Source organism: Rhodoferax sp. LB1P47 (assembly GCF_056521445.1).
Map to the genome: position 1 here is coordinate 27300 of NZ_JBWMAU010000004.1, position 25218 is coordinate 52517.

General features: G+C 61.0%; 23 protein-coding genes. 5 read left to right on the top strand and 18 right to left on the bottom strand.

The annotated features are described in order from the left end of the window. Positions 1 to 181: 181 nt before the first annotated feature. From AC0969_RS06780 to csm6, 13 genes are all read right to left on the bottom strand, one after another. Positions 182 to 466, bottom strand: coding sequence for a CRISPR-associated endonuclease Cas2 (locus tag AC0969_RS06780; RefSeq protein WP_479623386.1), 285 nt, complete (start codon positions 464 to 466; stop codon positions 182 to 184). Between the two features lie 61 nt (positions 467 to 527). Then, positions 528 to 1685: a Card1-like endonuclease domain-containing protein gene (locus tag AC0969_RS06785; RefSeq protein ID WP_479623387.1), complete on the bottom strand. Its 1158-nt coding sequence runs from the start codon at positions 1683 to 1685 to the stop codon at positions 528 to 530. Continuing rightward, entirely contained in the window at positions 1682 to 2692 is a 1011-nt protein-coding gene (gene cas6 / locus AC0969_RS06790) for a CRISPR system precrRNA processing endoribonuclease RAMP protein Cas6 (protein ID WP_479623388.1), read from the bottom strand. The genes AC0969_RS06785 and cas6 overlap by 4 nt, the downstream gene beginning before the upstream one ends. Beyond that, positions 2689 to 4953, bottom strand: a complete 2265-nt coding sequence (locus AC0969_RS06795) for a hypothetical protein (protein WP_479623389.1) — start codon at positions 4951 to 4953, stop codon at positions 2689 to 2691. The genes cas6 and AC0969_RS06795 overlap by 4 nt, the downstream gene beginning before the upstream one ends. After that, positions 4950 to 6176, bottom strand: a complete 1227-nt coding sequence (cmr6, locus tag AC0969_RS06800) for a type III-B CRISPR module RAMP protein Cmr6 (RefSeq protein WP_479623390.1) — start codon at positions 6174 to 6176, stop codon at positions 4950 to 4952. The genes AC0969_RS06795 and cmr6 overlap by 4 nt, the downstream gene beginning before the upstream one ends. A 2-nt stretch (positions 6177 to 6178) precedes the next feature. Continuing rightward, the gene (gene cmr5 / locus AC0969_RS06805; RefSeq protein ID WP_479623391.1) at positions 6179 to 6565 is read right to left on the bottom strand and encodes a type III-B CRISPR module-associated protein Cmr5; all 387 of its coding nucleotides are present in this window, start codon (positions 6563 to 6565) and stop codon (positions 6179 to 6181) included. Beyond that, positions 6562 to 6984 (bottom strand): type II toxin-antitoxin system VapC family toxin, encoded by a 423-nt coding sequence (locus tag AC0969_RS06810; protein WP_479623392.1) that lies wholly within the window; start codon positions 6982 to 6984, stop codon positions 6562 to 6564. Before AC0969_RS06810 ends, cmr5 begins: the two co-directional genes overlap by 4 nt. A 1-nt stretch (position 6985) precedes the next feature. Continuing rightward, positions 6986 to 7243, bottom strand: coding sequence for a hypothetical protein (locus tag AC0969_RS06815; RefSeq protein WP_479623393.1), 258 nt, complete (start codon positions 7241 to 7243; stop codon positions 6986 to 6988). Between the two features lie 20 nt (positions 7244 to 7263). Further along, positions 7264 to 8217 (bottom strand): type III-B CRISPR module RAMP protein Cmr4, encoded by a 954-nt coding sequence (gene cmr4, locus AC0969_RS06820; protein ID WP_479623394.1) that lies wholly within the window; start codon positions 8215 to 8217, stop codon positions 7264 to 7266. Positions 8218 to 8245: 28 nt separating this feature from the next. After that, a complete protein-coding gene (locus AC0969_RS06825; protein WP_479623395.1) occupies positions 8246 to 9427 on the bottom strand; it encodes a type III-B CRISPR module-associated Cmr3 family protein in 1182 nt (393 codons plus the stop codon). Continuing rightward, positions 9424 to 12399 carry a type III-B CRISPR-associated protein Cas10/Cmr2 gene (gene cas10 / locus AC0969_RS06830; protein ID WP_479623396.1) on the bottom strand — a complete coding sequence of 992 codons (2976 nt, stop codon included), beginning with the start codon at positions 12397 to 12399 and terminating at the stop codon, positions 9424 to 9426. The genes AC0969_RS06825 and cas10 overlap by 4 nt, the downstream gene beginning before the upstream one ends. A gap of 4 nt (positions 12400 to 12403) precedes the next feature. Beyond that, positions 12404 to 13507, bottom strand: coding sequence for an RAMP superfamily CRISPR-associated protein (locus AC0969_RS06835; protein ID WP_479623397.1), 1104 nt, complete (start codon positions 13505 to 13507; stop codon positions 12404 to 12406). After that, a complete protein-coding gene (csm6, locus tag AC0969_RS06840; RefSeq protein WP_479623398.1) occupies positions 13504 to 14670 on the bottom strand; it encodes a CRISPR-associated ring nuclease Csm6 in 1167 nt (388 codons plus the stop codon). Before csm6 ends, AC0969_RS06835 begins: the two co-directional genes overlap by 4 nt. Positions 14671 to 14794: 124 nt before the next feature. Between csm6 and AC0969_RS06845 the strand changes: the two genes are divergently transcribed. From AC0969_RS06845 to AC0969_RS06865, 5 genes are all read left to right on the top strand, one after another. Then, complete coding sequence (locus AC0969_RS06845) at positions 14795 to 15430, top strand: DUF1294 domain-containing protein (RefSeq protein WP_479623399.1); 636 nt, start codon at positions 14795 to 14797, stop codon at positions 15428 to 15430. Positions 15431 to 15595: 165 nt separating this feature from the next. After that, entirely contained in the window at positions 15596 to 16006 is a 411-nt protein-coding gene (gene msrB / locus AC0969_RS06850) for a peptide-methionine (R)-S-oxide reductase MsrB (RefSeq protein ID WP_479623400.1), read from the top strand. A gap of 142 nt (positions 16007 to 16148) precedes the next feature. Then, complete coding sequence (locus AC0969_RS06855) at positions 16149 to 16709, top strand: septation protein A (protein WP_479623401.1); 561 nt, start codon at positions 16149 to 16151, stop codon at positions 16707 to 16709. Beyond that, the gene (locus tag AC0969_RS06860; protein WP_479623402.1) at positions 16706 to 16966 is read left to right on the top strand and encodes a BolA family protein; all 261 of its coding nucleotides are present in this window, start codon (positions 16706 to 16708) and stop codon (positions 16964 to 16966) included. The genes AC0969_RS06855 and AC0969_RS06860 overlap by 4 nt, the downstream gene beginning before the upstream one ends. 69 nt (positions 16967 to 17035) lie before the next feature. After that, a complete protein-coding gene (locus tag AC0969_RS06865; protein ID WP_479623403.1) occupies positions 17036 to 17821 on the top strand; it encodes a peptidylprolyl isomerase in 786 nt (261 codons plus the stop codon). Between the two features lie 40 nt (positions 17822 to 17861). Here AC0969_RS06865 and AC0969_RS06870 read toward each other — a convergent pair whose 3' ends face one another. The 5 genes from AC0969_RS06870 to AC0969_RS06890 form a co-directional block, all read right to left on the bottom strand. Beyond that, positions 17862 to 18647: a heparan-alpha-glucosaminide N-acetyltransferase gene (locus AC0969_RS06870; protein ID WP_479623404.1), complete on the bottom strand. Its 786-nt coding sequence runs from the start codon at positions 18645 to 18647 to the stop codon at positions 17862 to 17864. A gap of 70 nt (positions 18648 to 18717) precedes the next feature. Then, positions 18718 to 20256, bottom strand: a complete 1539-nt coding sequence (locus AC0969_RS06875; RefSeq protein ID WP_479623405.1) for a 2-isopropylmalate synthase — start codon at positions 20254 to 20256, stop codon at positions 18718 to 18720. A gap of 17 nt (positions 20257 to 20273) precedes the next feature. Further along, entirely contained in the window at positions 20274 to 21902 is a 1629-nt protein-coding gene (locus AC0969_RS06880) for a 2-isopropylmalate synthase (protein WP_479623406.1), read from the bottom strand. Positions 21903 to 22082: 180 nt separating this feature from the next. Then, on the bottom strand, positions 22083 to 22898 hold the full coding sequence (pssA, locus tag AC0969_RS06885) for a CDP-diacylglycerol--serine O-phosphatidyltransferase (RefSeq protein ID WP_479623407.1): 816 nt from the start codon (positions 22896 to 22898) through the stop codon (positions 22083 to 22085). A 165-nt stretch (positions 22899 to 23063) separates the two neighbouring features. After that, entirely contained in the window at positions 23064 to 24773 is a 1710-nt protein-coding gene (locus AC0969_RS06890; RefSeq protein ID WP_479623408.1) for a methyl-accepting chemotaxis protein, read from the bottom strand. Positions 24774 to 25218 lie beyond the last annotated feature (445 nt).

Genomic DNA, 25218 nt, shown 5'->3' on the forward strand with positions numbered 1-25218 from the left:
GTGCGCATCCTGTTAAGTTGGGGCTAGTTTGCGGCCTGGGCTGGATTTGGCGGGCTGCGGCAAGCTTGCCAAACGGCAGGCAGTAATGCTGCATATTTAATAGCACTTTTGGCATGTATTTACTGCGCTTATGCCACTTTTTACTATCAAACCTAACGGGTATGCTCCCGTGGCTTGTAGGTCACCCGATGTAGAAGTAGTCGGGGTCGGCGGGTGCTTTGGCGATGCCTAGTGTGAGCACGCGGCTGCGCGGGTCTAGGCGCAGTAGCAAGAAGCGGTCGGTGTCCATATTGAGCAGCACGGCCATGTCTTCGAGCAGGCTGGTGCGCTCAAACGGGGTGAGGTAGACCTCGTGCACCGAGCGCTGCCCGCCAGTGGCGTAGCGGCGCACCAGTTGCAGTGTGGCGGCCAGACGGCGCGGTTCGGATACGTCGTAGGCGGCTAAATAAAGGTTGCGGGCGGGCATGGCCAGATTGTGTGCAAGCCTGGGGCCGCACCTGGGTGCGGCAAGCTTGCCGGACGCTGGTTTAAGCGGGTTGAGGGGGTTGAGGGTGGCCCTTGACCCATATTGCAACCCGCTCGCGCAGACGTTGTAAATCCGGGCCGCAGACCAGTTCAATATTCAACGCGGCAGCCAGTTTGCGCTCGGAGTCGCGCACGGGGCGGTAGCTGGCCAGCATGCCGCGGGTACCCAAACCGCCCACGCGGCGGCAAATTTCGGCCAACTTGAACAGGGTGTCGTTGGCTTTGGGATGCAATTCATTGTCCATCCGGGCGGTTTTGCATTCAATGACGTAGAGCCGGTTGCTGGCCATAAAGGCTACGTCCATTTCGTTTTTCAGGCCGCTAGGGTCGGTGACGGCCAGGTTGGCGGCTTTGTCGCGCAGGGCAAGTTCGCCATGCAGTGCGGTCACGGTGCGGTATACGTGGTGTTCAAGCCATCCGCCTTTGACAAAGCTGAGGTCGGCCGCGCTGCTGAATTGAACCAGATCGCCGCTGACCTGCAAGGCCCCAGCCTGCTCAAACAGGTGCAGCAGGTAGTCCAGTCCCCGGCTATCTTGCTGTTGGGGCGTGAGTTTGATGGCCAGGCTGTGCCGATCTTCGGCTTGCTGGGCCAGGTAGTTCAGTTGCCCCAAAGGCTGGGTAAGCGAGCCCATTTGGCCGATCAACGACTCCAGCAGTACGGTGTGTTTGGCACTGGGTTGGGGCCGTTCGACCCCGGCCAAAGGGGTATAACCGTAGCCGCGCAGGTAGTGGGTCAGGCGCAGTTGGGCGGTGAGTTTTTGCCGGGGTGCAGCCCCTTTGCCAAGCCAAATCACCGAGTCGGTGTCGAGGTCGACGTAAAACATCTTCCAGCCATAGGCGTCGGCGACCGACTGGGCGGCGAGCGCCATGAGTTTGGTGCCGCCGGTGAGGTTGAGGGCGATGTCCGCGCCGTCATGCTGGCTGGCAATGTCTTGCAGGCGTAGCTCCATGCTGGCGAAGTCGTGCTCGTCGGCCAATGCGAGGCGGCTGGTTTTAATGCCTGATTCGGTCAGCACGGCTTGCAGGGTGTCGGCCTGGCGTTGCATTTTTTGGGTGACCAGCAACACGGCCGCATCGGGTTTAAGGGCTGGGTCTAAAGCGGGCAACAAATTGGGGGCGGCCTGGGCCGAGACCAGCAGGATGTGGAGAGTGCTTTTCATGGCGGGGCTTTCAAATCGGAAGATGCGGTGAATTGGGTCTGTAAGGTGTAGCCGCCCATGCCCATGCTGGCGTTTTTGCCCACGTGCAGCCACTGGCCCAGCCAGAACCAGGGCCAAAGCGCCGCCAGGGCTTCGCTGGGGCCGTGCAGCGTCCATTGGCCGAGCACGCCACCCAGGGTCATTTCTTGCTGCTGGCGGCTGGAGTAGCGGACCCAGTCAAACCAGTGCAGTTGGCGGTGGTCGGTGACGATGTCGGTGTGTTGCACGGCCTCGAGTACGGCTGGGCCCCAGTCGGTTTGCCGGGCGTGAAACTCCAGCACTAGCGCTACCCGGCGGGCCACCGCGGCCACTAGGGTGCGGGGAGCGAGTTGCTGGGGCCGCAGCGGGCTGCCTTGGTGCTGTAACCGCATGGGTGTGTGGATTTGCAAGCTGATGGCCTGCAGCGGCTGGGTAGCAGCCAAGGTTAGGTAGGCAGGGTGTGCAGCCAGCACTGGTGCTGTGTGCTGCCAAATGGGGTGGGCTATGCCCTGCGCGTCGATCCAGTCCACGCTGTGTAGTTCGGCGCGGCTGCGGCTTTTAGTCAGGCCTTGGGCTAGCGCACGCTGCCAGGCAAATACAACCAACGCTAGTTGCCCCAATGCGTCGCCCGCCAGCACCATGTGGAAGACCAGCGGGTCGCCTGCTTGTAGGTCGGGTCGCTGGGCGCCGTGGCTGTCGGACTGGTGGATGGCGGGCGGCTCGATGACGTAGGCGTTGGGGATGGCGCTGAACTTTTGCAGCGTATGCGCGGGTGGCGGCAGGGCTTCAAAAATGCGGGTGTACGGGCAGGTGGCCTGCAGGGGGCATCCGCCGCAGGTGGGCTGGCGGGTCATGCAGGCTACGCCGCGCAGGGATGCACCAAACTGGCCGCGCAGGAGCGATCCGGCGTAGTCGGGCAAGCGCACCGGGTCTTGCATGCGGGCGGTGAAGCGGTAGCGGGCCAGGGGGATGGTGGTGGCGGGGGTCATAGTGAGGGGCTGGCAATCAGCTGGGTAAAAATGCGCTGGTCTACGGTCTTTAGCAGGCGTTCACGCTCGTCGCTGGGCAAAAAGGCGTGCACAAAGGCTTGGCGCACCAGCGCCAGCGCTTCCCACTGGGTGAGCCCGCCTACGGCCATGCGGGCGGCGGCCAGGTATTCGCCTGCCAGCGTGGTGCGCGAGATGCCGGGGTTGTCGGTACACAGGGTGACGGGTAGGCCGCTGTCGATAAATTCGCGCAGCGGGTAGTGCGGCAGGCCCTGCGTGGCCGGGTAGGCCGGATCGTAGAAGCCCACCACTTCGCGGTTGGAGCTGGGGCATAGCTCCAGGCATATGCCCCGGTCCCGAAAGCGGGCCGCCAGTTGCGGGTGCTGGGCCAGCGTGAGGCCGTGGCCAATGCGGTCGGCGTGCAGGTGGTAGGCGGCCTGCCAGATGTTTTCGGCGCTTTCACCCTCCCCTGCGTGGATGGTGACCGGCATGCAGTCGGCAAACGCGGGCACAAAACCGGGCGCCAGGTCGGCCGGGTTGTGGGTGCCTTCGTCGCCCGCCAGGTCCAGCCCCAGCATGAAGCCGGGCAGCAGGGCTTTGGCGGCCACGGCGTTGGTCACCACGGCACCCAAAGTGTCGCGCTGGCGGCGGTCCAGTATCCAGACGAAGCCGATGCGGGGTGCGGCGGCACTGTATGGCCCCGTGGGTGCGTCTACCTGGGCACCCGCAGCGTGTAGTGCGTGGCGCAGGTCGTGCAAAAAGCCAGCCGGGTCCAGCGGGCGGTATTTGTGCGGGCTACCGCGCAGCTCTAGGTAGGCTAGCCCCTCGGCGCGGGCTTGCGCCACGATGGCGCGGGCATAGGGCGCAATCGCCGCCGGATGCGCCAGCAGGGCTGAACCGCTAAGCTCGCCGGGCCGCTCGTAAGCAGCAAAACCATGTTCAGCGGTTTTGAGTGCTACCCGCGGCGCGGTGGTGTCGTACAGGTTGTGCTGTAGCTGTGCAGGGCTAGCGTGCAGCAGCAATGCGGCGGTTAGTGCGCTGCGGTGTGGCCCGTGCAGGCTTGCAGGCCAACCCCAGAGCCACTCCTCTTTTAATAGCAGCTCGCGCACATCTAATAAGCGCTGGACCCTTATTTGACTACTAAAACTATGCCAGATGGCCTGCGCCACAGTGCGCTGGTCGTCCAAGCTGAGGCAGCCACCCAAGTGCCGGTGCAGGTCGGCTTTGGGCAAAGCGGTAAGCCAATCGGTGTGCTGCGGGCCAAGGGCGGTAGCGCGCAGGTGGGCAATGCGGGCCGGGGCCAGCCGGTACAGGCTGCGCCAGTTTTCATGCCGGTCGCTTTGCGCGACTTCGGCCAAAAAGTTTCCCAGCAATTGGCTGCTTTCGCGCTGGCGGCGGGCCAAAGCATCGTGCAGTGTGTGGCCTTGCGCCGGTAGCGGCCACGCACAAGGCTGGCCACTCAGTGCCAGCGGCACTGGGTAGGCATGGACGTCGATGCGCTGGCCGTCGATGGCGATGTCGAGCAGTTCGTTGCGTTGGCCCGTACCAGCTACCAGGGGTGTGATGGCCTGGGCTAAGTGCGCGGCCAAGGGCGCGGCAAACAGGGTTGGTTGGGCGGCTTTTTCGGCGTCGGTGCGGCCGACCAGTGCAGTAGGCAGGGGGTCTGGCCCCACCACATGCAGCCAAGCATGGGCCCCAAACACCGTACCTGCGCTTTGCAGGTCTGCGCTCATGGTTTTGCGCCCACCCGACAGGGACAGCAACAGCTGCCCCTGCGGGCCGGCATATTCAGCGGCCAGTAGCGTGACGCGCAGGGTCAGTTCGCGGATGTGGTCGCACTCAACCTGGCTGGCCAATTGGTCAGTGCCCGCCGCCGTCCACACACGCAAAGGCATAGGCGCACCCAAGTGCTGCCACCATGCCGCCAATTGGTGCAAGCTGGCCTGGGTTTGTACGCCCTCAGTGGTGCAAACCCAGAGCTCCGTGGGCGCACGCAGGCCATGCTGGGCGCGCAGTACATCTAGGCTGGCCCGCTGCGGGTGGTGGGCATAGGTGTCGAGCAGCTCAGGGGCCAGCCAGCCAAATGTTTCAGGTATGACGGCCCAACTGGCGCCTAGGGTGCAGAGGAGGATGGTGGGGGTGGGGGTGGGCTCTGCCCCCAAGCTGTTCCAGAGGGCATCTTCCGGGTTGTCCCAGACATGGGCCATGACCGTAGTCTGGGCGTTTTGGAGATCGGTCCATTCAAGCCGTTCTTGGTCGGTCATTTCGGCACGGTCAAACACTGGCGTACGGCCAAGGTGTCTTGGTGGTCGTTGTCTTTGGCCGGGTTTTTCTTCTCCGAGGCTTCCTTCCACTTTTTAGCGGCCACCATCTGCGTCTTGGTGTGCTGGGCAATTTCTAGTTGTATGTCGCCGCTCCATATGCCTTTTTTAAGGGCACCAATCAGTGCGCTGAGTTCGGGCTGGTTTTTGTCGGCCCGCTGGTCCAAGAAGTCTTGTGCGGCACGCAAAGCCGGGGGCATTTTGGATTTGGCGGCTTCCTTTTCTTGTCGCTCTTGCGCTGCACGCACGTCGTCCAGTCCCTTTTGCCGTCCGGTTTCTTTGCGCTTTTTGGCATTCTGGTCTTCCGCCATCGCGCCATAGCCCACCGAGGTTTTGGCGCCAAAGCCGACCCATTCAAAAGCATGCTGGAAAGCGCGGTCGAGCAGACTTCGCCATGGGTCTTGCAGCGGTGCGGGCAGACGGGTTGCGTGGCAGACCACGGCAAAGTCAAACTGCGAGTTGGCAGGCACAGCCAAAAAGCTGACGGGCACGGGGGCCCCGGAGTCGTGGGGAGATTCGCCTCTTTGGTAGTAGCCGCCATAGTGCGGGGTCATGATTTCTACCGTAAGTTTGTTGCCTGCGGGGCTGGGGAACACGTCCCAGAAGTCGAGCGCGCCACGCTGTGCGTCCTCGGGTTTAGCTATGGTTTCAGGGTCAGGGCCAAACAGGGCGTTGATGGCCTCAACCGTAAAACCATCTTCACCCTCGCTATACAGCTCTTGCATGGCGCGGCGCAGGATGCCTTTGACACCGCTGCCCGCCAGATACGGCAAACCGTAGGGCGTGAGGAAGGCAAAGCCGTTTTCAATCGGGTGCTCGTTGCCTAAGCCGGTAGCAAAGGGGGCGGTGGACAGGCTGCTGATGCTGTAGCCGTTGCTGCCGTAATGGGCCAATAGGGCTTGCTGGCGGGTGCGGATACCTTGAAGCGCAGCCACGCTAGATGCAGGCAAGGGGCACAGGTCTTTGAGGACGTTGGCGGTTTCGCGGGTATGGGTGTTTCGCTCTTCCGGACCTTGAGGCCGAGACTTTTTGTAGGGATCGAAAGAGTTGCCGTCCTGCCCTTGCCAATGTTCCAGATACAACTGAAACCGATGGCCGGGTGCGGCCTCTTTCAGGTCGTGGCGGGCGTATTGGGGGATGGCAGCTATGCGCTGTGGGAGTGCCATGCTCAGGCCGCCTTTTGCTCAACGGCATCGACAAACTGGCGAATCCACTTGAGCAGTTCCAGGGCTTCGTCGGTGTAGCGCAGGTAGTCGCGGGATTCGCTGGTTTGCAGCATCTCCATAAATTTTCCAAAAAACAGCACACCTTGCCCAACCTTGAGATCCTGTCCGGCTAGTCGCGTCGAGAGTCCTCGAATCAAATCGTCCAACAGTTGCTGTGCTGCAATACCTTTACCGTTATAGAAAGCCAATGTCGGCATCAAACCGCTATTCATGATGAGTGCGGGAGCGCCTTTGGCCAGATTTTTATATTCTTTGCCGTGGTCTTTGATGCCGTTGCTGGCGTACTGCCAGGCAAGTGCTGCACGTTTTTGGTCAAGTGTTGAGGTCATGGGTTGCTTTCAAAGGTCACGATGCGCAGGTGGTTTTGCGCGGCTTTCACCAGGTGCTGGTCGTTCGACCAAAATTCATCGCACTGGGCGCAGATGGCCGCTGCAAGGTGCAAAGCATCAGGGGTTTTGAGGTTGTGCTGGGCACGCAAGGTCGTTGCCAAGTCGAATACGGCCTTGCCCAACGGCGCTGAATAGGCGCTGAAGGCATCAAAAAAGGCATCGAACCGTGCCAACAACACGGTGTCGCCAGTGCGCAGCGGAAAAACGCGGCACTCTAAACGTACCAAATCACTGGTGATGCAGTGAATCTGTGAGGTGCCATCGGCCCCCACCATGCGCGCCTTGAGAGCGGTGAACAGCGTAGCGCGGCGCTCCACATAGCTGACGACGATATTGGTGTCCAAATAGACGCGCTGCATGTTAATCGCCCCAGCTATCGCGTTCTGCGCGGATTTGCCGGTCAATGTCCTCGCCGCTGCGGCCCGTGGGAGGTTGGGTTTCCAGCCATGCGGTAAATGCGGCAATATTGGCCAGTGGCAATGGTGGTATTAGCGCATCGGCAGGTCGGTCTGGAAACAGCACGATGATTTTGGCCATCCCCACAGGGGCATCCGGCGGTAGCTCTACTGTGACGGAATGCGATGCATCCACGGCACGAACAAACTCAAATGCATGCATGGCTTGGGCTCCTGTAATAGTCAAACGGGGTTAGCCGATACGGTTTGCACCTGCACCAGGCCGCGCCCGGTGGTGGCATCGCCGCCGATTTGCAGCAGTTTGCCGCCAATGCCGGGCAGTTGCGCGCCAACGCCTTCAAAAACTTTGTCCAACACCTCGGGAGCATTCAGGGAGACTGCGGGCGGGCTGCCTTTTTTGAAACGCTCGATGCTGGCCTGGGCCAAACCGACCATCAGGGTTTCGGGTGGCAGGTTTTCCACGTAGAACAGGCCGCCATCTTCCGCCGTGCCGCTGTCGTCGTTAATGCGTACATGCGGCTCCACGACCATCGCGTGGCGGGCGAAGTGGGCAAAGTCGGTGTCGTGCAGCAGCACCAGATCAGTACCCATCTTGTCGGCAAAAAACTGGTTACTGGCACCCGGCAGTGCATGGGTGGCCAGCCACTTGGCGATAGCCTGGAGCGGCGCTGATTCTTCCGCAATGAACTCAAAAGCTTCCAGAATGAGCTGCTTGCCGTGTAGCAGGTTGGCGCTGGCGGTGTGCGCCTTGTTTTCGGCCGCGCTGGGCACGGTCCAACCTGGGGTGTGGCCAGCCTGGGTTGCCAACCGGTGCAACCGGGCCAGCGCCAACGGGCTGGTCACATAGGCAAAGCCGCCCTTGAGCGAGCGCACGGGCAAGGCCACTAACTGCGCGTCGCTGAGCGACAAGGCACCTGCATAGTCAGAGGCGCTGGTGTCGGGGCCAAAGATGCGGTTGATCAGGCTGTTGGGTTTGCGGTCGTCGCCCTCGCTGCGCGGCCAGGCGCGGTTGAAATGGTGGCGCAGCGCGCCCTTCAAGCCGCTACCGGCAAACATGGGGTACTGCGTATGCACCTCACGTTGGATGGGGCTATCGATGGCCCCGATGGCGCTGCCTGCGCCCATGTGGACGGGGCTGATGGCGTAGTAAAAAACCAGTTGGGATGCTTCAAACATGGGGGGTCCTATAAATATAAATGGGCAATCAAAGCCATGCGCCTAACAGTGCGCGGTTGTAGCCTTCGGCACGGCGACTGGGTTGTTGGTGGGCCTGATCTTCGGGCCAAAGGCCGTTATCCACCCATGCGGCAAGCTTGCCAAGGTCGCCTGTAAATTCGTCAAACCAGTAGACGCTGCCCGCAGGCGCGGCGGCTTGCGCGGGTTTGGGTTTCCAGTGGTACAGGTCCCAACCGCTGACCACCTCGCGCCGCCCCAGCGCGGCGCAGGCCAGCCGGGCACTAAAACCGTCGCCCTGGAGGCGCAAGCTGCCTTCGTGGTCAACCACGCCCTCCGGCAACCAGCCTTGGCGGAACAAGGCCGGTGTTTGCAGCAGCAGGCGAAAGCGGCTGGCGTGGCCCAGCGCAACCACGGGCGGGATGAATGCCACACGTTGGTAGTGCGCGCTGCGGCCATCGCCTCCCAAGCGCAGTACACCGGCTTCCGGCAACAAAACGCCCATGCCCTGGATGCCGACCAAAAAGCCAGTACTGGCAAACACGGGTGCGTCGGTGCCGTTGGCGGGGCTGAAGGCAAAGCCTTCGGTGGTGTAAATCTGCCCTTCCTCGGCGGTATGGGCATCGGTGTTCAGCCCAATGCCCAGCCGCGGGTCACGTAGGTACAGGTGTTTGGCCTCCAGGCTATCGGTGGCGGCTGGGCGTTGGCCCTGTAGGTGCTGCGCCAGGCCCTTGCTGCGCAAAAAGATACCTCCGGTAGGTTTTTCTTGCTTGGCCGACACCAGGGTGGCGCGCAGCGGCAAGTCCCCTGCGGATTGCACACCCTCGTGCACCGTACGCGGTTCTAACGTGGCGAATTGCTTGTCCAGCATAAGCAAGTCCGCTGGCAATGCGGCGATAGCCTCGGGCGTTTGGCCTGCGCCGGGGTCGCCTGCCAACGACAACCAGGTGATGCAGAAGTCGCCTGGCACATCAGGCGTGCCCAGGCACTCCGCCAGCGCCGGGTCGGTACAGCGCCCACCACCTAAAAAGGCGGCGAGTTGGACGGCATCGTGGCCCAGCAAAGCTGAGCGGAAAGCCCCGGCAAACAGCGAGGGCGGCGGTGGCATGCTGGCGCTGCCGTGTTCGCCACTGTCGCCAAAGGCCAGGTTACCGCGTACAAACAGGCTATCGGTGGGGCGCACGTAGTAGTAGGTGGTGGCGCTGCGGCTCATGCGGGAACTCCTGTCGCTGCGGGCTTAGTTTGGGCGGTTTTGTCCGGTCGGAAGGCACGGGCCTCGCGGGCGAAGAATTCGCTGGTGACGAGGAAGTTGTCGATGGCGGTTTTGGGGTGCTGGGGTTGCATCACGTCGCAAACAAAATCCACCACGCTGCGGGCCACAGCTGCATCGCCCTGTTGCCGGCTGAACTGCTGGGCTAGCGAACTGGCCATCTGGTCGCGCCATGCGGGGTTCTGGGCATCGCTGGCGTTATCACTCAAGCCTTCAAACCACATTTGCGCCCGGTAAATGGCCCCGCGTGAAAAGTCGGTCAGCGCCAGTTGCGTGGCCAGTTGTTTCATCAAGGCCAAGGCGCTTTGGGCGGTGTTGGGCTGTCCGGCTTGCACTGGCCACCAAGGGCTGGTGACACTGACTTCGCCACCGCCGCGCTTGAGCACGCGTAGGCAGAAGGCATCGCGGTTTATGTCTTTGCCTGCACCATCTTTGCCGCGTACGGTGTTTTTAGCCCGGCTCTCTGCCGCACGCAGTTCCCGCAACACCATGCCCAGCGGTGCGGAATGGTGGGCCACCACCGCACCCATTGAGGCGGTGGCTTTTTGGCCCATCAGGGTCATTAAGCGGCCATCTAGCAAACCAAAGCCGTTTTTCAGCAGCAGTTTGCGTTGCGGTCGGCTACCGCCCGGTTGCAGTGCGCCAATGCTGGCCTCCAAGCCCATGCTGCCATCGGGTGCAATGCCGCTGTAGGCCAGCCGCAGCAGTTGCATGCAGTCAAACAGGTCGTCCACCGCCACCAGGGCCAGTACGTCGTCGCCCCCGGCGTACAGCAGCTTGCCTTTGCAACACTCTTCCACCACATGGCGGGCCAGGCGGGTGGAGAAGTCGTTCAAAGCCTGCGAAATAGCACCATGTCGGGCGGGAGAAAGCGGGCGCTTGGCATCCAGATAGGCGGTGAGGTTTTTGTCACGGCTCTCAAACTTGGCCATTTCGACCAGCACCTTGGTGTGCCAAGTTTGCCGGTAGGCCAGTTTGTACGCATCTTCATTGCCCGCCAGCCAGCCGCCCATACGGTCACCGTCCATCAGGATGAGTGCGTAATAGGTTTCGGGCCGGTTGTCGCCCAGCAGTTGGCGCAGGGTTGCGTTCAGGTGGGAGCCGCCCTCTTGTGCGTCTTCCAACATAGACGGCAGGCGTTTGAGGGTGTCTAGTTGCGCCTCTGGCAACTTATGCAACTTGCGCATCAATGACTTGGGCAGGGTCACGCTCTCGTATTCCCCAGCCAAGGATGCCAGCACCTGCAAGGCGGCTTGTTGGTCGGTTGTCAAGTCGGCATTCACCAGCTTCTCCAGCGTGGTGGACAGTGCCAGCGCATGGGTGCTGACCACAAAACGCCGCACATTGCCGCCGGTGAGTTGTCTGACGCGTTCGGCAAACATCGTCGGCCACAGGCGTTTCAGGGTGGCGATGGCCCCTAGGTGCTCGCCGGACTTGGCCCAAGATTTTTTAACCTTGGCCAGCTTGCCCCACACGCTGGCCGCCTGCCGGTCTTGCCGGTTCAGTCCCAGCAAACTGCGGTCATCTGTAATCCACTCGGCCTCGCCCGTCAGGGTGCAGCGGTGGCCCTCTTCCAATAGGGGGGCAAAAGGACGGGTAGATTTGGCTGCACCCAGTGCGCGCTCGGCCAGCTCGTACACCGCTGGGTAAAGGATGCCGGTGTTGGGTGACCAGAACTGCAAACCATCCAGCTTGAGTTCTTGGGTCAATACGCTCCAGACGCTGGGCTTGAAGATGCCTTGGGTTTTAAGCTCGGGGTGGATGCCATCCAGCGCCGCGTGCAGCCGGGTACTGGCACCGGACACATCTTTGCAGCCGTCGCCGCCGGTGGGCCAGGACGCAGCGGCCCAATAGGCTTCGGGAAAACCGGCTAACTGCGCCTTAATCTGGGCTCGGGTGGTATCGGTGATAGTGACTTTTGCAGCGCCAAAGGCTAACTCTACTGCCTCCATCGTCCATTTTTTAGCCGCATCGCGGATGGCGGCAATAGCCCGCTCGGCCAGTGCGGCCGCTTGACGCGAGGGCACGATGGCCATGAACTTATTGGGCAAACTGGCGGCAAACAGCGGATTGGTGTCGGTGTTGTCGCACAGCAGCTCGGAGTCAATCTCCTCAAACAACTGCGTGAAGGCCGCACCGCCGACTTCCATCAGCCACTGGTCCACCACCGGCACACCCCGCAAGGCCGGGAAGACCATCGCGTCCGGCCCCAGGTGGTTGACGATAGGCTTCATCGCCTCCCACACCAGATTGGACAGCAAATGCGAACCGGCCCACAAATCCGACGTGGAACGTGCTTGACCAATAAAGCCCTGCACTGGGCCAAAACTCATCACCAGCAAAGCGGGTTGGTCTGGCCCGTCTGCATCGCCCACCAGCGCAGTGTGGATGGCGGACACGGTATCCACATGCGACCAGATGCTGTGGTCTGGTGTGCGCGAGTCGGCGGGCAACATCGGCCAGAGTACGCCCAGATCAGTGGCCTGTTGTCCGGCCTCGGGGCCAAAGCGCCAAAAAGCCAAAAAGGTTTTGCGGTCGTCATCGCCTTGAATCAGGCTTTCAAAGTGGGCTTGGCTGACGGTTTTAATTTGGTCTACGCCAATGTCCAAATCGAGCTTGCCGAGCGTCAACCGCTCACCCGACAGTGGGTGGATGATTTCGGGCTCTTTGCTGAACTGGGTGGACTCAAACTTTGGGTAACGCGGTGCATCGATGCCGCGTGGCCAGTTGGGTCGGTCAGCGGCAGCGGCCAGCCAATCAGCACGTTTGTCGAACTCTTTGGATGAAATATCCAAGGCTTGGCGCAGGCGGCGCGAGGTGCCGTTTTCATGCCCCTCCCGGTCACGCATCAACACCAACTGTTTTTCAGCAGGATCGTGCAGCCAGGCGGCTAGTTTTTTGGTGAAGTTGGTCATGCGGTCAGCCCTTGCGAAGGCGAGTGATCAGGGTTGCAGGTTGTTGGTTCAAAAAGTCGTGGACCTGTTGCCAGACTTCTACTTGGTGCTTGATTTCAGGCGGACGAACGTTTCCCGGCTTGAAGAAGGTGTGCGGCATGGCGCACGGCAGGTGGAAAATCAGGCCAAAAAACTGACCTTCTTTATTTTTGACAACTTTGAATCGCATTTGGCTTGCCAAACGGGCATTGGGTAGCCCGGCCAAAGCGTGGTGAGTGACTGGGTAAGCCAGAACATGCCGATCTTCCACGCGGGCATGGGGTTCACCGCTGTTCAGTTTGAATTGGGTTCTAAAGCCAATCTTGAGCGTCGCCAAGCGTTCCAGAGCATGTTTCCATTCTTTGAAACCCGTGAAAACCGTTTTGCCATCGGTATTGATTTGCTTGTTGGCAAACACGCGCCAGACTGCAGGCCGCTCATCCGCACACAGGCCGAGCGCATGCGGCCAGTCTTGGTTGCCCAATGCATCGGGCAGACGGCGCAATGGGGCTTGGTCTGCCAGCTTAGAGTCGCACAGACCGTCAAGCCCCAGTATCCCTTCGCCCTCAATGTGCAGCGAACCCCAGCCGTTACGGGAGCGCGAACCGAGGGTTCCAAACCATGCTGCCAATTGCATGGTTTTGCGAATATCCAATTCTTCGGATTCTGGGAAGCGCAGTTTGAACGTGGTCGCAGGAGCTTCAGGCGCAATGGCATTGCGATTGCTCTTAGTCGTCACGGGGCCAAAACCCAGGTAAACCGCAGTTCCCACGGGCACTTTGACATCTGGATGGGTTTGGGATGCCATTGGAGGAGGTTGGTCCATGCGCCCCACGTCCCACGATGACAGCCGCAACTGCACTTTAGACCGCCCGCCCCCCTTGCCATCCCCCGCGCTGCCAAACAGCGCATTCTCCCGGTTCAAGAGTTCCGGGTAGTCATGCCCCACCTCCGCCGCCTTCACCACGCGCCACCACTGCCGCAGCAGTGCCTTGAACGGTGGAGTGCGCCACTGGGCCTGTTGCTCGGCGTTGCCTAAAAAAGCGGGGGTGTTAAAGCTGACCTGGTAAGCCAATTCGCGCATGCTCATTCCTCTGCCTCCTTAAATTCAAATTTTGTTACAAAGCTTACCGTAACCGGGTTCAGAGTTAACGCGTAGCGCCGTGGCCGGGTGCCGCCGTCGTGGATGCGGTAGGCGGGGGCAGCTTGGCCCAGGGCTGCTTTGAGTTTTTGCTCTAGTTTTGACTTGCGAACAGAGAAATACACGCCGTCCATTCCGTCTTTCAGGGCGGTTTCGGTGCTGGCGATGTCGGCCAGCACGCCGGTGATGGCGCGGTATTCACACAGGTAGCGTTGGGCCCAGGCCGGGTCGGGCACTTCTTTGGCAGGGGCTGCGAGAGGCTCACCGCCTTGCAGTAATTGCCGCGCAAACACGGCCAGCAGGGCCAGTTCGGCAGGGGGTAGATCGACCACTTTGCCGCCCGCAAAGATGCGTTTTGCAGCCAAGTCCAACACCAGGCGCGGGGGCGCTGTGGCCTCGCGTGCAGCGGCCACGGCTTCAACGAAGCTAGCGCGCCCTTCTAGCAGGGCTTGGGGCAAGCCGTGGCGCAAACTAACGAATGGTATGTCGGCCAGTGTGACTTGGGCTAAGGCGGTATCGGCAAGCTGGCCATCGCGGGTTTGCAGTACGCGGCTGTAGGGTGTGGGGTAGAAGAAGTCCCAGCTGGATTCAAATGGCTCGCTGACCAGCACATGCGACAAGCGGTCTTGGGCCCGGCCATATAGCGACAAGGCGTAGCCCAGATAGAAGCCCATCGTCTTGCGGCCTCCGGCAATCGACACGTGCAGAGCGCAAACGGGGTCACTGGTGAAAAAGCGAACTTTTTCGGTGATGTAGTCAGCGGCGGCCTGGTTGTCGTGCGGGGTGCGGATGTCGGCCATAGGCTGGCCCAGTGCATTGCGCATGACGTGAATGTGGCTGCTGTCAAAGTGGATGCCACTGAGGTTGAAGTCTTCACACAGCTTGTAAAACCAGCCCAGGTCGTCAGACAGCAGCGACAGCTCGGCCCGGCGTGCCCCCTCGGCGCTGGAAATGAGATGCACCTCGGTAGGGATGAATGGCGCGTCGGCATCGGCGGCCAGTGCATAGATGGTTTCGGTGACGATTTGCGGGGTGAGCCCACAGACCGCCAGCAGAATGCGCCGAGGGTAGGTGGTGGGGTGCTGGTACGTGGCGGAGGGGTGTGCAGTCATGCGCCGCAGTTTAGGTGGCGCAGATGGCGTTTGTAGCGCGTGGCAAGCTTGCCAAAAAGCAGACCAGTGGCACACGAATCATCCGTTTTTCGATAGAACTACATAACCTCAAAAAACTGAAACCATGAAGAAACAAGGGAAAGTGCAACGCTGGGATGCGGCACGCGGATTTGGATTCATCCGCAGTGCCGACACGGTGGCAGATATCTTTTTTCACATCAAGGATTTCCAGGCTGGCGGCACACCGCGCGAGGGTCAGGCGGTGTGGTTTGACGAAATCACCGTTGGCGGCAAAGGCCCCCGCGCCGTCGCCGTGCACACCCACAATGCAGCGGCCCGCGCAACCACCCGCCCAACCCGCCCGGCAACAACGTATTCCGCTCGGCAGGCGCACTCCACTCCGGCATCTTTTCTTCTACTGGTGCTGGCGTGGGTCGCCGTGGTGGCCTGGGGTCTGTGGATGCACCGTCTGCCCATGTGGGTGGCAGGGGCCGCAGTGGTGCTGAATCTGGTGACTTTTTTCGCCTACTGGACGGACAAGCACGCCGCGCAAACTGGCCAATGGCGTACCCAAGAGAGCCATTTACACCTGCTGGCCCTGCTGGGCGGCTGGCCTGGTGCGGGTGTGGCCCAGTCCATCTTGCGCCACAAATCCCGCAAAGCGGCGTTCCGGGCCACCTACTGGACGACAGTGCTGGCGCATTGGGTCGGTTTGCTGGGCTGGGTGTTTTGGCTGTGGATACATTTGCTATCTTCTTGATAGCAGGCTGCGTTGAAGCAATATGTCCCGAGGGCCGAAATGAGCATGGCTATTCACCCGCCACATGGCCCTGCCCGCCATGCGCCCACCCCATCTGCGGGACAATCCAAAGTTACGCCAACCTCCCGCCCAACTGGGCTTCTTCTATTGGATAAGCTGTTCATCATGACCCCAAAAATTGAAAAAACCGATGCCGAATGGAAAGCCCTGCTGAATGAGAAAGGTGCCGAACCCGCAGCCTTCCAAGTCACCCGGAATAAAGCGACCGAGCGCCCGCACACAGGCAAATACGACCAAAACTGGGCCGCTGGCGAGTACCGCTGCATCTGCTGCGGTGCCAAGCTGTTTGATTCGGCCACCAAGTTCGACGCTGGCTGCGGCTGGCCCAGCTTTTCGCAAGAAGCCGCACCCGGCGCGATCGAAGAGATTACCGATGTCAGCCACGGCATGCGCCGGGTGGAAACCGTCTGTGCCGACTGCGGCGCGCACCTGGGCCATGTGTTTGAAGACGGCCCCACCCCCACCGGGCTGCGATACTGCATGAATTCGGCCTCACTCAATTTCACACCAAAATAAAATCCCAACACCCTCTAAGGAACAACGCACGCTTTCCAGAAATACCGCAGAACTGGCTCCGCCAGGCTGCTGGTGTTGCCCTCTGCAAGGGGGGTGGCGAAAGCAGCGAAGCTCTGTAGCCTGGGGGTGAACCAAAATCATCATGAAGACCCTGCTCGACTTTCTGCCCATTCTTTTGTTTGTAGCTGCCTACAAATTCAGCACCATCTACGTCGCCACGGGCGTATTGATGGCGGCTACCGTGCTGCAAATGGTCGCCACCTACGCCATCGACAAAAAGCTCACCACCATGCACAAGATCACCCTGGGCATGGTGCTGGGCTTTGGTGCGCTCACGCTCATCTTGCAAAACGAGTCCTTCATCAAATGGAAACCCACCGTGCTGTATATCGCGATGGCGCTGGCGATGGCGTTTGCCCTGTGGGTGATGAAGAAGAACTACCTCAAGCTAATGCTGGGCAGCCAGCTAGAGCTGCCCGATGCCGTGTGGATGCGCCTGAACGTGGTGTGGATGGTGTATTGCCTGTTTATGGCGGCAGTCAACGGCTATGTGGCCGCCTACTACACCACCGACCAGTGGATCAACTTCAAACTTTGGGGCTATGTGTTTCCGCTGGTCTTCATGGCCGGGCAAGGCTGGTACATCTCGCGCTACCTGGGCGCGGAGACCCCAGCTGCCACCGACACCGATAAATCCGCATGAACACAATAGCCGACCACATGGCCCTGCGCCTGCGCGAAAAGCTGGCCCCCACGCAGCTGGAAGTGTTGGACGAAAGCGCCGCCCATGCCGGGCATGCGGGCTCCAACGGCAGCGCTTTTGGCAGCCACTTTCGGGTGCGAATTGCTTCACCCATGTTTACCGACAAGCCCCGTGTGGCGCGCCATCGCCTTGTGTATGATGCGCTGCAAGAATTCATTGACCAGGGCGTTCACGCCATCGCAATTGAAATCCTCTAAGCTTTTTAGCCTTCTTTTATCTCTGAGCCGACCCCTCCCGGCAGCTCGCAACCCCCTCCTAGGAATCGCATGAAAAAAACACTGTTATCCACTATGGTCGCTGCTGCATTGCTGGGTAGCCTGGCGCTGTCGGCAACGGCGCAGAACATCGCCATCGTGAACGGCAAGGCTGTCCCGAAGTCGCGCATCGACGCGTTGGTGCAGCAGGTCGCCATGTCGGGCCGCCAGGTCACGCCCGACATGGAAGGCCAGATCAAGGAAGAAATCATTGCCCGTGAAATCTTCATGCAAGAAGCCCAGAAGCGCAGCCTGGATGCCAGCGACAGCTTCAAGGTGCAAATGGACCTGGCCCGCCAGACCCTGCTGATCCGCGAACTGTTTGAAGACTTTAAAAAGACCAACCCCGTCACCGATGCCGACATGCAGGCCGAGTACGACAAGTTTGCCGCCGCCAATGGTGGCAAAGAATACAAGGCTAGCCACATCCTGGTGGCCACCGAAGCCGAAGCCAAGACCATCATCGCCAGCCTCAAGAAGGGTGGCAACTTCGCCGCCATCGCCAAAAAATCCAGCACCGACAAGGGCTCCGGCTCCAAGGGTGGCGACCTGGAATGGGCCAACCCCAGCAGCTACGTGAAAGAATTCACCGAAGGCTTGATCAAGCTCAAAAAGGGCCAGACCACCGACACCGCCGTGAAGAGCCAATTCGGCTACCACATCATCCGCCTGGACGACGAGCGCCAAGCCCAGTTGCCCAAGTTTGAAGAAGTGAAGCCCGAAATCGCCAAGCAAATGCAGCAGCAGCGACTGGTGGAATTCCAGCAAAACCTGCGCAGTGCCGCCAAAGTTGAATAAGCCTTTGCACACGTAAAAAAAGCGGCTTCGGCCGCTTTTTTTACGTCCGGGTCCAAGAGAAGGCGGTCACCAGGCCGATCAACACCGGCTGGTGCAGCATGTAATACGGCAGGCTCCAGCGGCCCAGCCAGACCAACGGGCGCGGAGCGCTGCCCTGCAAGCACTGCGGATACTTCTGGAGCAGCCAGAAACCAACCGCCATACCCCACCACAACATGCCCAGCCACGGGAAGAGGGGTACGTAGTCTTCGGTGATGGGTTTTTCAGTGATCCAGCCCAGCCAGTTGATTGCTTTTTGATTAAAAAATGTGGCGCTAGCGCTTATGGATAGTGCGTAGGCAGCTATAAATTTAGAAGCAATTGCCAATGCCCCCATCGGCCACAGCCAGCCACCGCAGCGGGCCGTGAGCCGGGCCACCAGCAGCATCACCGCCATGCCGTGCAGCACGCCAAAGTAAATCCAGCTGTTCGGAAACATGAAGGCCGATCCGGCCGACACCAGCAGCGCACACCCCGCCACCTGGGCCCAGCGCCGCCGGAAGCGCGGCCAGCCCACGGCCTGCTGGGCGGCCACGGCCTGGCCCAGCCCGGCACAGAACAAGAACAGGCTGACGATGGCCACCCGCTGCCAGGTCCAGAACGGGTCGGCGTAGAAGTTCTGCGCCCACAGGCCCGCGTGGGCCAGGTCAAAGCTGAAGTGGAAGGCCGTCATCCACACCACGGCCACACCGCGCAGGGCATCGATGCGGGTGAATCTGGGGGGGGGCGGGCTTGGGCGTAAAAGCCCCTCACCTCCGCCCTCTCCCCGGGAGGGCGAGGGAGTCATACCGGGCCCCGCATTTCACCCTCTCCCGAGCACGGGAGAGGGCCGGGGTGAGGGCCGGGCCGCAAAGGCATCAACCTTGCGCGGCGACCCGGTCCGCCTTGCTTTGCAGTTTGTTCAGCGCGCTCAGGTAGGCCTTGGCGGAGGCCACCACAATGTCGGGGTCGGAGCCGGTGCCGTTGACCACCCGGCCGCTGTTTTGCAGCCGCACGGTGACTTCGCCCTGGCTCTCGGTCGAACCGCTGATGGCGTTGACCGAATACAGCACCATCTCGGCCCCGCTTTTCACATGGGTTTCAATGGCCTTGAGGGACGCATCCACCGGGCCGTTGCCATCGGACTCGCCTTTGACCTCTTTGCCGCCCACGGTAAACACCACGCTGGCCTGTGGGCGCTCGCCGGTTTCGCTGTGCTGCGACAGGGACACAAAGGTGTATTGCTCGTTGTCGTGCGCCACCGCCTCGTCGCTGACCAGGGCCAGGATGTCTTCGTCAAAAATCTCGCTCTTGCGGTCGGCCAGCTCTTTGAAACGGGCGAAGGCGGCGTTGATGTCGGCCTCGCTGTCCATCGCCACGCCCAGGTCTTGCAGGCGCTGCTTGAAGGCGTTGCGGCCACTCAGCTTGCCCAGCACGATCTTGTTGTGGCTCCAGCCCACGTCTTCGGCACGCATGATCTCGTACGTATCGCGGGCCTTGAGCACGCCGTCCTGGTGGATGCCGGAGGCATGGGCAAACGCGTTCGCGCCCACCACCGCCTTGTTTGGCTGCACCACAAAACCGGTGGTCTGGCTGACCATGCGGCTGGTGGCCAGGATGTGCTGGGTGTCGATGCCGATGTCCAGCCCGAAGTAGTCGCGCCGGGTTTTAACGGCCATGACGACTTCTTCCAGCGAGCAATTGCCCGCCCGTTCGCCCAGGCCGTTGATGGTGCATTCCACCTGGCGTGCGCCGCCAATCTTCACGCCGGCCAGCGAATTGGCCACCGCCATGCCCAGGTCGTTGTGGCAATGCACCGACCAGATGGCTTTGTCGCTATTGGGGATGCGCTCGCGCAGGGTTTTGATGAAGTTGCCGTACAACTCGGGGATGGCGTAGCCCACGGTGTCGGGCACGTTGATGGTGGTGGCGCCCTCATGAATCACCGCCTCAATGACGCGGCACAGAAAGTCCACATCGCTGCGGTAGCCGTCTTCAGGGCTGAATTCCACATCGGCCACCAAATTGCGGGCAAAGCGCACCGACTGCTTGGCCTGCTCGAACACCTGGTCGGGTGTCATGCGCAGCTTTTTTTCCATGTGCAGCGCCGAGGTGGCGATGAAGGTGTGGATGCGGGCGTTGGCCGCGTCTTTCAGGGCCTCGGCGGCGCGGGATATGTCGCGGTCATTGGCGCGCGACAGGCCGCAAATGGTCGCATCCTTGATGGCCCGGGCGATGGCCTGTACGGCCTCGAAATCACCAATGGAGCTGGCCGGAAAACCCGCCTCGATCACGTCCACCTTGAGGCGCTCCAGCTGGCGGGCGATGCGCAGCTTTTCGTCGCGGGTCATGCTGGCGCCGGGCGACTGCTCGCCGTCACGCAAGGTGGTGTCAAAAATGATGAGTTTTTCGGTCATGGGGGGCTCCTGATTTGTTATGCGGCTGCCGGAGTGGCGTGGTCGGTATTTTCACGCTTTTGGCTGCGCTGCAAGCCGCTGAGGATGGCTTTCAGCGAAGCAGAGACGATGTTCGCGTCAATCCCCACGCCAAACACGGTGTGCTGCTCGTCAATACGCAGCTCCAGATAGGCCACGGCCTGGGCGCTGGCCCCGGAACCGAGCGCGTGCTCGTGGTAGTCGAGCACGCGCACCTGGGTGGCGCTTGTGGCGTTCCAGTGGTTTACAAAAGCATCAATCGGCCCCACGCCCTGCCCGGCCAAACTGGATAAAGGCACCTCGGGCGTGGCGATACTGGCGGTGCCGTATTCGCGTTCAAACAGCGCCCACAAATCCTGCGCGGTCAGTTCTTTGCCCGCACCGTCCATCACGGCCTGCACGATCTGGCTGAACTCGATTTGCAGGCGGCGCGGCAATTCCAGGCCGTATTCGGCCTCCAGCAAATAAGCGATGCCGCCCTTGCCGGACTGGCTGTTGACGCGGATCACGGCTTCGTAGCTGCGGCCCAAATCCTTGGGGTCAATGGGCAAATACGGAATATCCCAGGCCGATCCTTCTTGGCGTGCCGAGAACGCCTTGCGGATGGCATCCTGGTGCGAACCCGAGAACGAGGTGTAGACCAAATCGCCCGCATACGGGTGGCGCGGGTGGACCGGCAACTGGTTGCAATGCTCCACGGTGCGGCGGATTTCGTCGATCTGCGAGAAGTCCAGCCCCGGCGACACGCCCTGGGTGTACAGGTTCAAGGCCACGTTGACCAAATCCAGGTTGCCGGTGCGCTCGCCATTGCCAAACAAGCAGCCTTCGATGCGGTCGGCTCCGGCCATCAAGGCGAATTCGCCCGCCGCCGTGCCCGTGCCCCGGTCGTTGTGCGGGTGCACCGACAAGACGATGCTGTCGCGCCGCTCCAGGTGGCGGTGCATCCACTCAATCATGTCAGCAAAGATATTGGGCGTGGAATGCTCCACCGTAGACGGCAAATTGACGATGCATTTGTGCTGCGGCGTGGGTTGCCACACCGCAGTCACGGCATCCACTACGCGCTTGGAAAACGCCAGCTCGGTGCCCGAAAACATCTCCGGCGAGTATTGAAAAGTCCAGCGCGTGCCGGGCTGCTGGGCGGCAATGTCGCAAAACAGCTGCGCGTGGCGCACTGCCAAATCCACAATCCCGTCTTCGTCCATGCCCAGCACCACGCGGCGCATCACCGGTGCGGTGGCGTTGTACATGTGGACGATGGCCTGGGTGCAGCCGGCCAGTGACTCGAAGGTGCGGCGGATGAGGGATTCGCGGGCCTGGGTGAGCACCTGGATGGTCACGTCGGCGGGGATCAGCTTGTCTTCAATGAGCTTTCGCACAAAGTCGAATTCGACCTGCGATGCGGATGGAAAGCCGACTTCGATTTCCTTGAAGCCAATCGCCACCAGCGTCTCGAACATGCGCAGCTTGCGGGCCATGTCCATCGGCTCGATCAGCGCCTGGTTGCCGTCGCGCAGGTCGGTGCTGAGCCAGATGGGGGCCTGGGCCAGCACGGCATCGGGCCAGGTGCGGTCGGTCAAACGGATGGGGGCAAAAGCTGGGTACTTGCTGGCGGGGTGTTGCAACATGTTCATTTCTCTCAAAGTTTTCCAAAACCAGCAACCCAATGAAAAACGGCCCGTTGCTGGTGCATACGGGCCGTTTGACTGGTGATGGCGCTTTTTCGCGTGCGCTACCGTCTCCGCCCGGAGGGGATTAGTAGTAGGGCTAGCGACATAAAGTTCATAACCACGAATTCTAACGTGGTTTTACTTATGCAATCCACGCTCGTCGGGCTCGTCTTTGGAGGTGCTGATGACGCTGGTCTGCACGCCCTTGAATTTGCGCCAGGCGTACACGCCGTAGCCGCTGAAGCCATACACCACAAAGGTGGCAAACAGCACGATGGGCGGGTGGATGGTGATGACGGCAAGGCCCAGGGCGATCAGCACGATCACCACAAACGGCACGCTCTTTTTCATCTGCACATCTTTGAAGCTGTAAAACGGTGCGTTGGTCACCATGCTCAGGCCCGCATACAGCGCCAGCGCAAACATCACCCAGGCCACCTGTGCGGGCGGCACCTCCAGATCGTTCATCAACCAGATAAATCCGGCAATCAAGGCGGCAGCGGCGGGCGACGGCAGGCCCTGGAAGTAGCGCTTGTCCACCACGGTGGTGTTGACGTTGAAGCGGGCCAGCCGCAGGGCCGCGCAGGCGCAGTGCACAAAGGCGGCAATCCAGCCCCAGCGGCCCAGGTCTTTCAGGGTCCACATATAGGCGATGAGCGCCGGGGCTGCACCGAACGACACCATGTCGGACAGCGAATCCATCTGCTCGCCAAAGGCGCTTTGGGTGTTAGTCATGCGGGCTACGCGGCCGTCCAGGCTGTCGAGCACCATAGCGCAAAACACGCCCACGGCGGCCAGGTCGAAGCGCCCGTTCACCGCCATGATGACGGCGTAAAAACCGCCAAACAAGGCCGCCAGGGTAAACAGATTGGGCAGGATATAGATGCCCTTGCGGCGCTTGCGCACCAGGACTTCGGGGTGGGATGTGAGGCTGGAGTCTTTGCCGTTATGCATGGCGGGTCGCCTGTCAAAAAAGGAAATGGCACGGCACGGCTTACAGCGCCATGCACGTTAGAAAAGAAGAGGTTTTGCGGCCAAGTGTAAGCCAGTACACCGGCCTTTTCGGCGCTGGCGCACGATGGCGCGCAACACCACACCAGGCCCGGCTACGGGGCAAAGTTAGTGACGGGGACCGGGTAATGCGGGCCGTGCTTTGGCTACAGCGGGCCGGGCCAGGGCCGCAACGGGTCGGGCTTTGGCCAGTGGCATGGCAACGGGGCGGGCATTTTGTGGCCCAACCCGCGTATCCGGGGTTTCACGCGTTAGGCGGAAGGTGTGCACCATCTCGGTCAGTTTGCCGGCCTGGTCTTGCAGGCTTTCGGCCGCAGCAGCACCCTCTTCCACCAACGCGGCGTTCTGTTGAGTCGCGGCATCCAGCTGCTCCATAGAGTAGCTGACCAGGCCGATGCGCTGGCTTTGCTCCTGGGTGGCGGAGGTGATCTCGCCCATGATGTCGGAGACCCGGCGCACCGACTGCACCAGTTCCTGGATGGTTTTTCCCGCATGGCTGGCCAGGTCGTTGCCCACCTGCACCCGCTCGACGCTGGTGTCGATCAGGCCCTTGATTTCACGCGCCGCATTGGCCGACCGGACGGCCAGGTTGCGCACCTCGCTGGCAACCACCGCAAAGCCACGTCCTTGCTCACCGGCGCGGGCGGCTTCTACGGCGGCATTCAAGGCCAGGATGTTGGTTTGAAAGGCGATGCCGTCAATCACCCCGATGATGTCGGCGATCTTGCGCGAGCTGGTGCTGATTTCATCCATCGTACGTACCACTTGCAGCACCACATCGCCGCCGCGCTGGGCTACTTCGGAGGCCGATGCCGCCAGGCTATTGGCCTGGCGCGCCGCGTCCGCACTCTGGCCCACCGTGCCATTCAGGTCGGCCAGCGCCGTGGCAGCGCCTTGCAGATTGGTGGCCGCCTGCTCGGTGCGTTGGCTCAGGTCCAGATTGCCCGAGGCCACCTCGGCACTCGCGACCTGGATGGACTCGGCGGTCTGGCCGATCTCGCCGACGATGGTGCGCAGCCGGTCTTGCATGGCGGCGATAGCCTCCAGCAAGCGGCCTGTTTCGTCAAAAATCCGCACCTCTACCTGCGAGGTCAAATCCCCCCTGGCAATCCGCTCGGCCAGCACCACGGCCCGGCCAATCGGCTGGGTAATGCTGACCGTGATGCGCCAGGCAATCAAACCGCCCAATGTCAACGCCAGCAAGACCAACAGCCCTCCGGTGATGCGGGTGCGGTTTTGGGCTTGCTCTGCCAGTGCGGCGGTCTCGTTGTTCAGAGTGTTCTGCAACTCCACCAGTTCGGCCAGCTTGGCGCGCCACAGGGTTTCACTGGGGGCCACACGGTTCATCAAGCTGGTAGTGGCCGCCACCGTGTCACCGTCCTGGGCGGATTTAATGGCATCGTCCAACTCGGCCCGGGTTTTACGTCCGGTGTCCGTGATGTCTTTCAGCAGCTTTTGCTCGGCATCGGTGGTGTTGGTTGTGAACAGGTCGGTCAGTGCAGCTTCGCGCTTGTCGTACTGGGCCCGTGTTTGCAAAACCTGCTGAATCAGCTCGGTCGATCTTTTGACATCGATCTCGGTCAGCATGGCAGCAGACCGGCTCTGGATACCCATGGTGCTGACACTCTCCAGCATGCTATTGACCAGCCGTGTCTTGGTGGCGTTGGTGCCGGTGATCTCACGCATCTGGTCGCGCACGGTGCCCGCCGAGTTTTGGCCGACCGCTGCAATGGCGATGACCAGCACCAGCATGCAACCAAAGCCGAGCCCTAGGCGGCTGGAAATAGACAAAGATTTGAGTCGAGGAGAAGAGGGCATTATTTTGTGTCAAGTAAAAGAAAATTGTAGCAAAACGTAAGCAATAAGGGTGCCGCATAGCGCTCGGCGAATGTAATGACAAAGCGCCAGCCCGGCCAATGCCAATGAAAGCCAGTGCCATGCAAGACGGGCATCGGCCGATGGGCCGAATGTATGCAAGCCCCGTTGAATAGGACCGCAGCGTTTATCGCTTTTGTTATATGGCCTCGTACCGCCTAAAGCATCCGTACAAACCCGGTCGTAAATACGAATAAATCGTATTACATGGCTAAACTACCGCCTTCTTGCAAGCCGACGCCGCCCGGGCGTGAAGCCAGCCAACCTGTTCGCCCTGCTGCCATACATGCTGCCAAGTTTGTGCTGGACCTTATATGTCGGTCTTCTCAATTTCTATACCTAATTGCCTGTCTGCGCATGACCTGGTTGCGCAAGAAGCTATGTATTT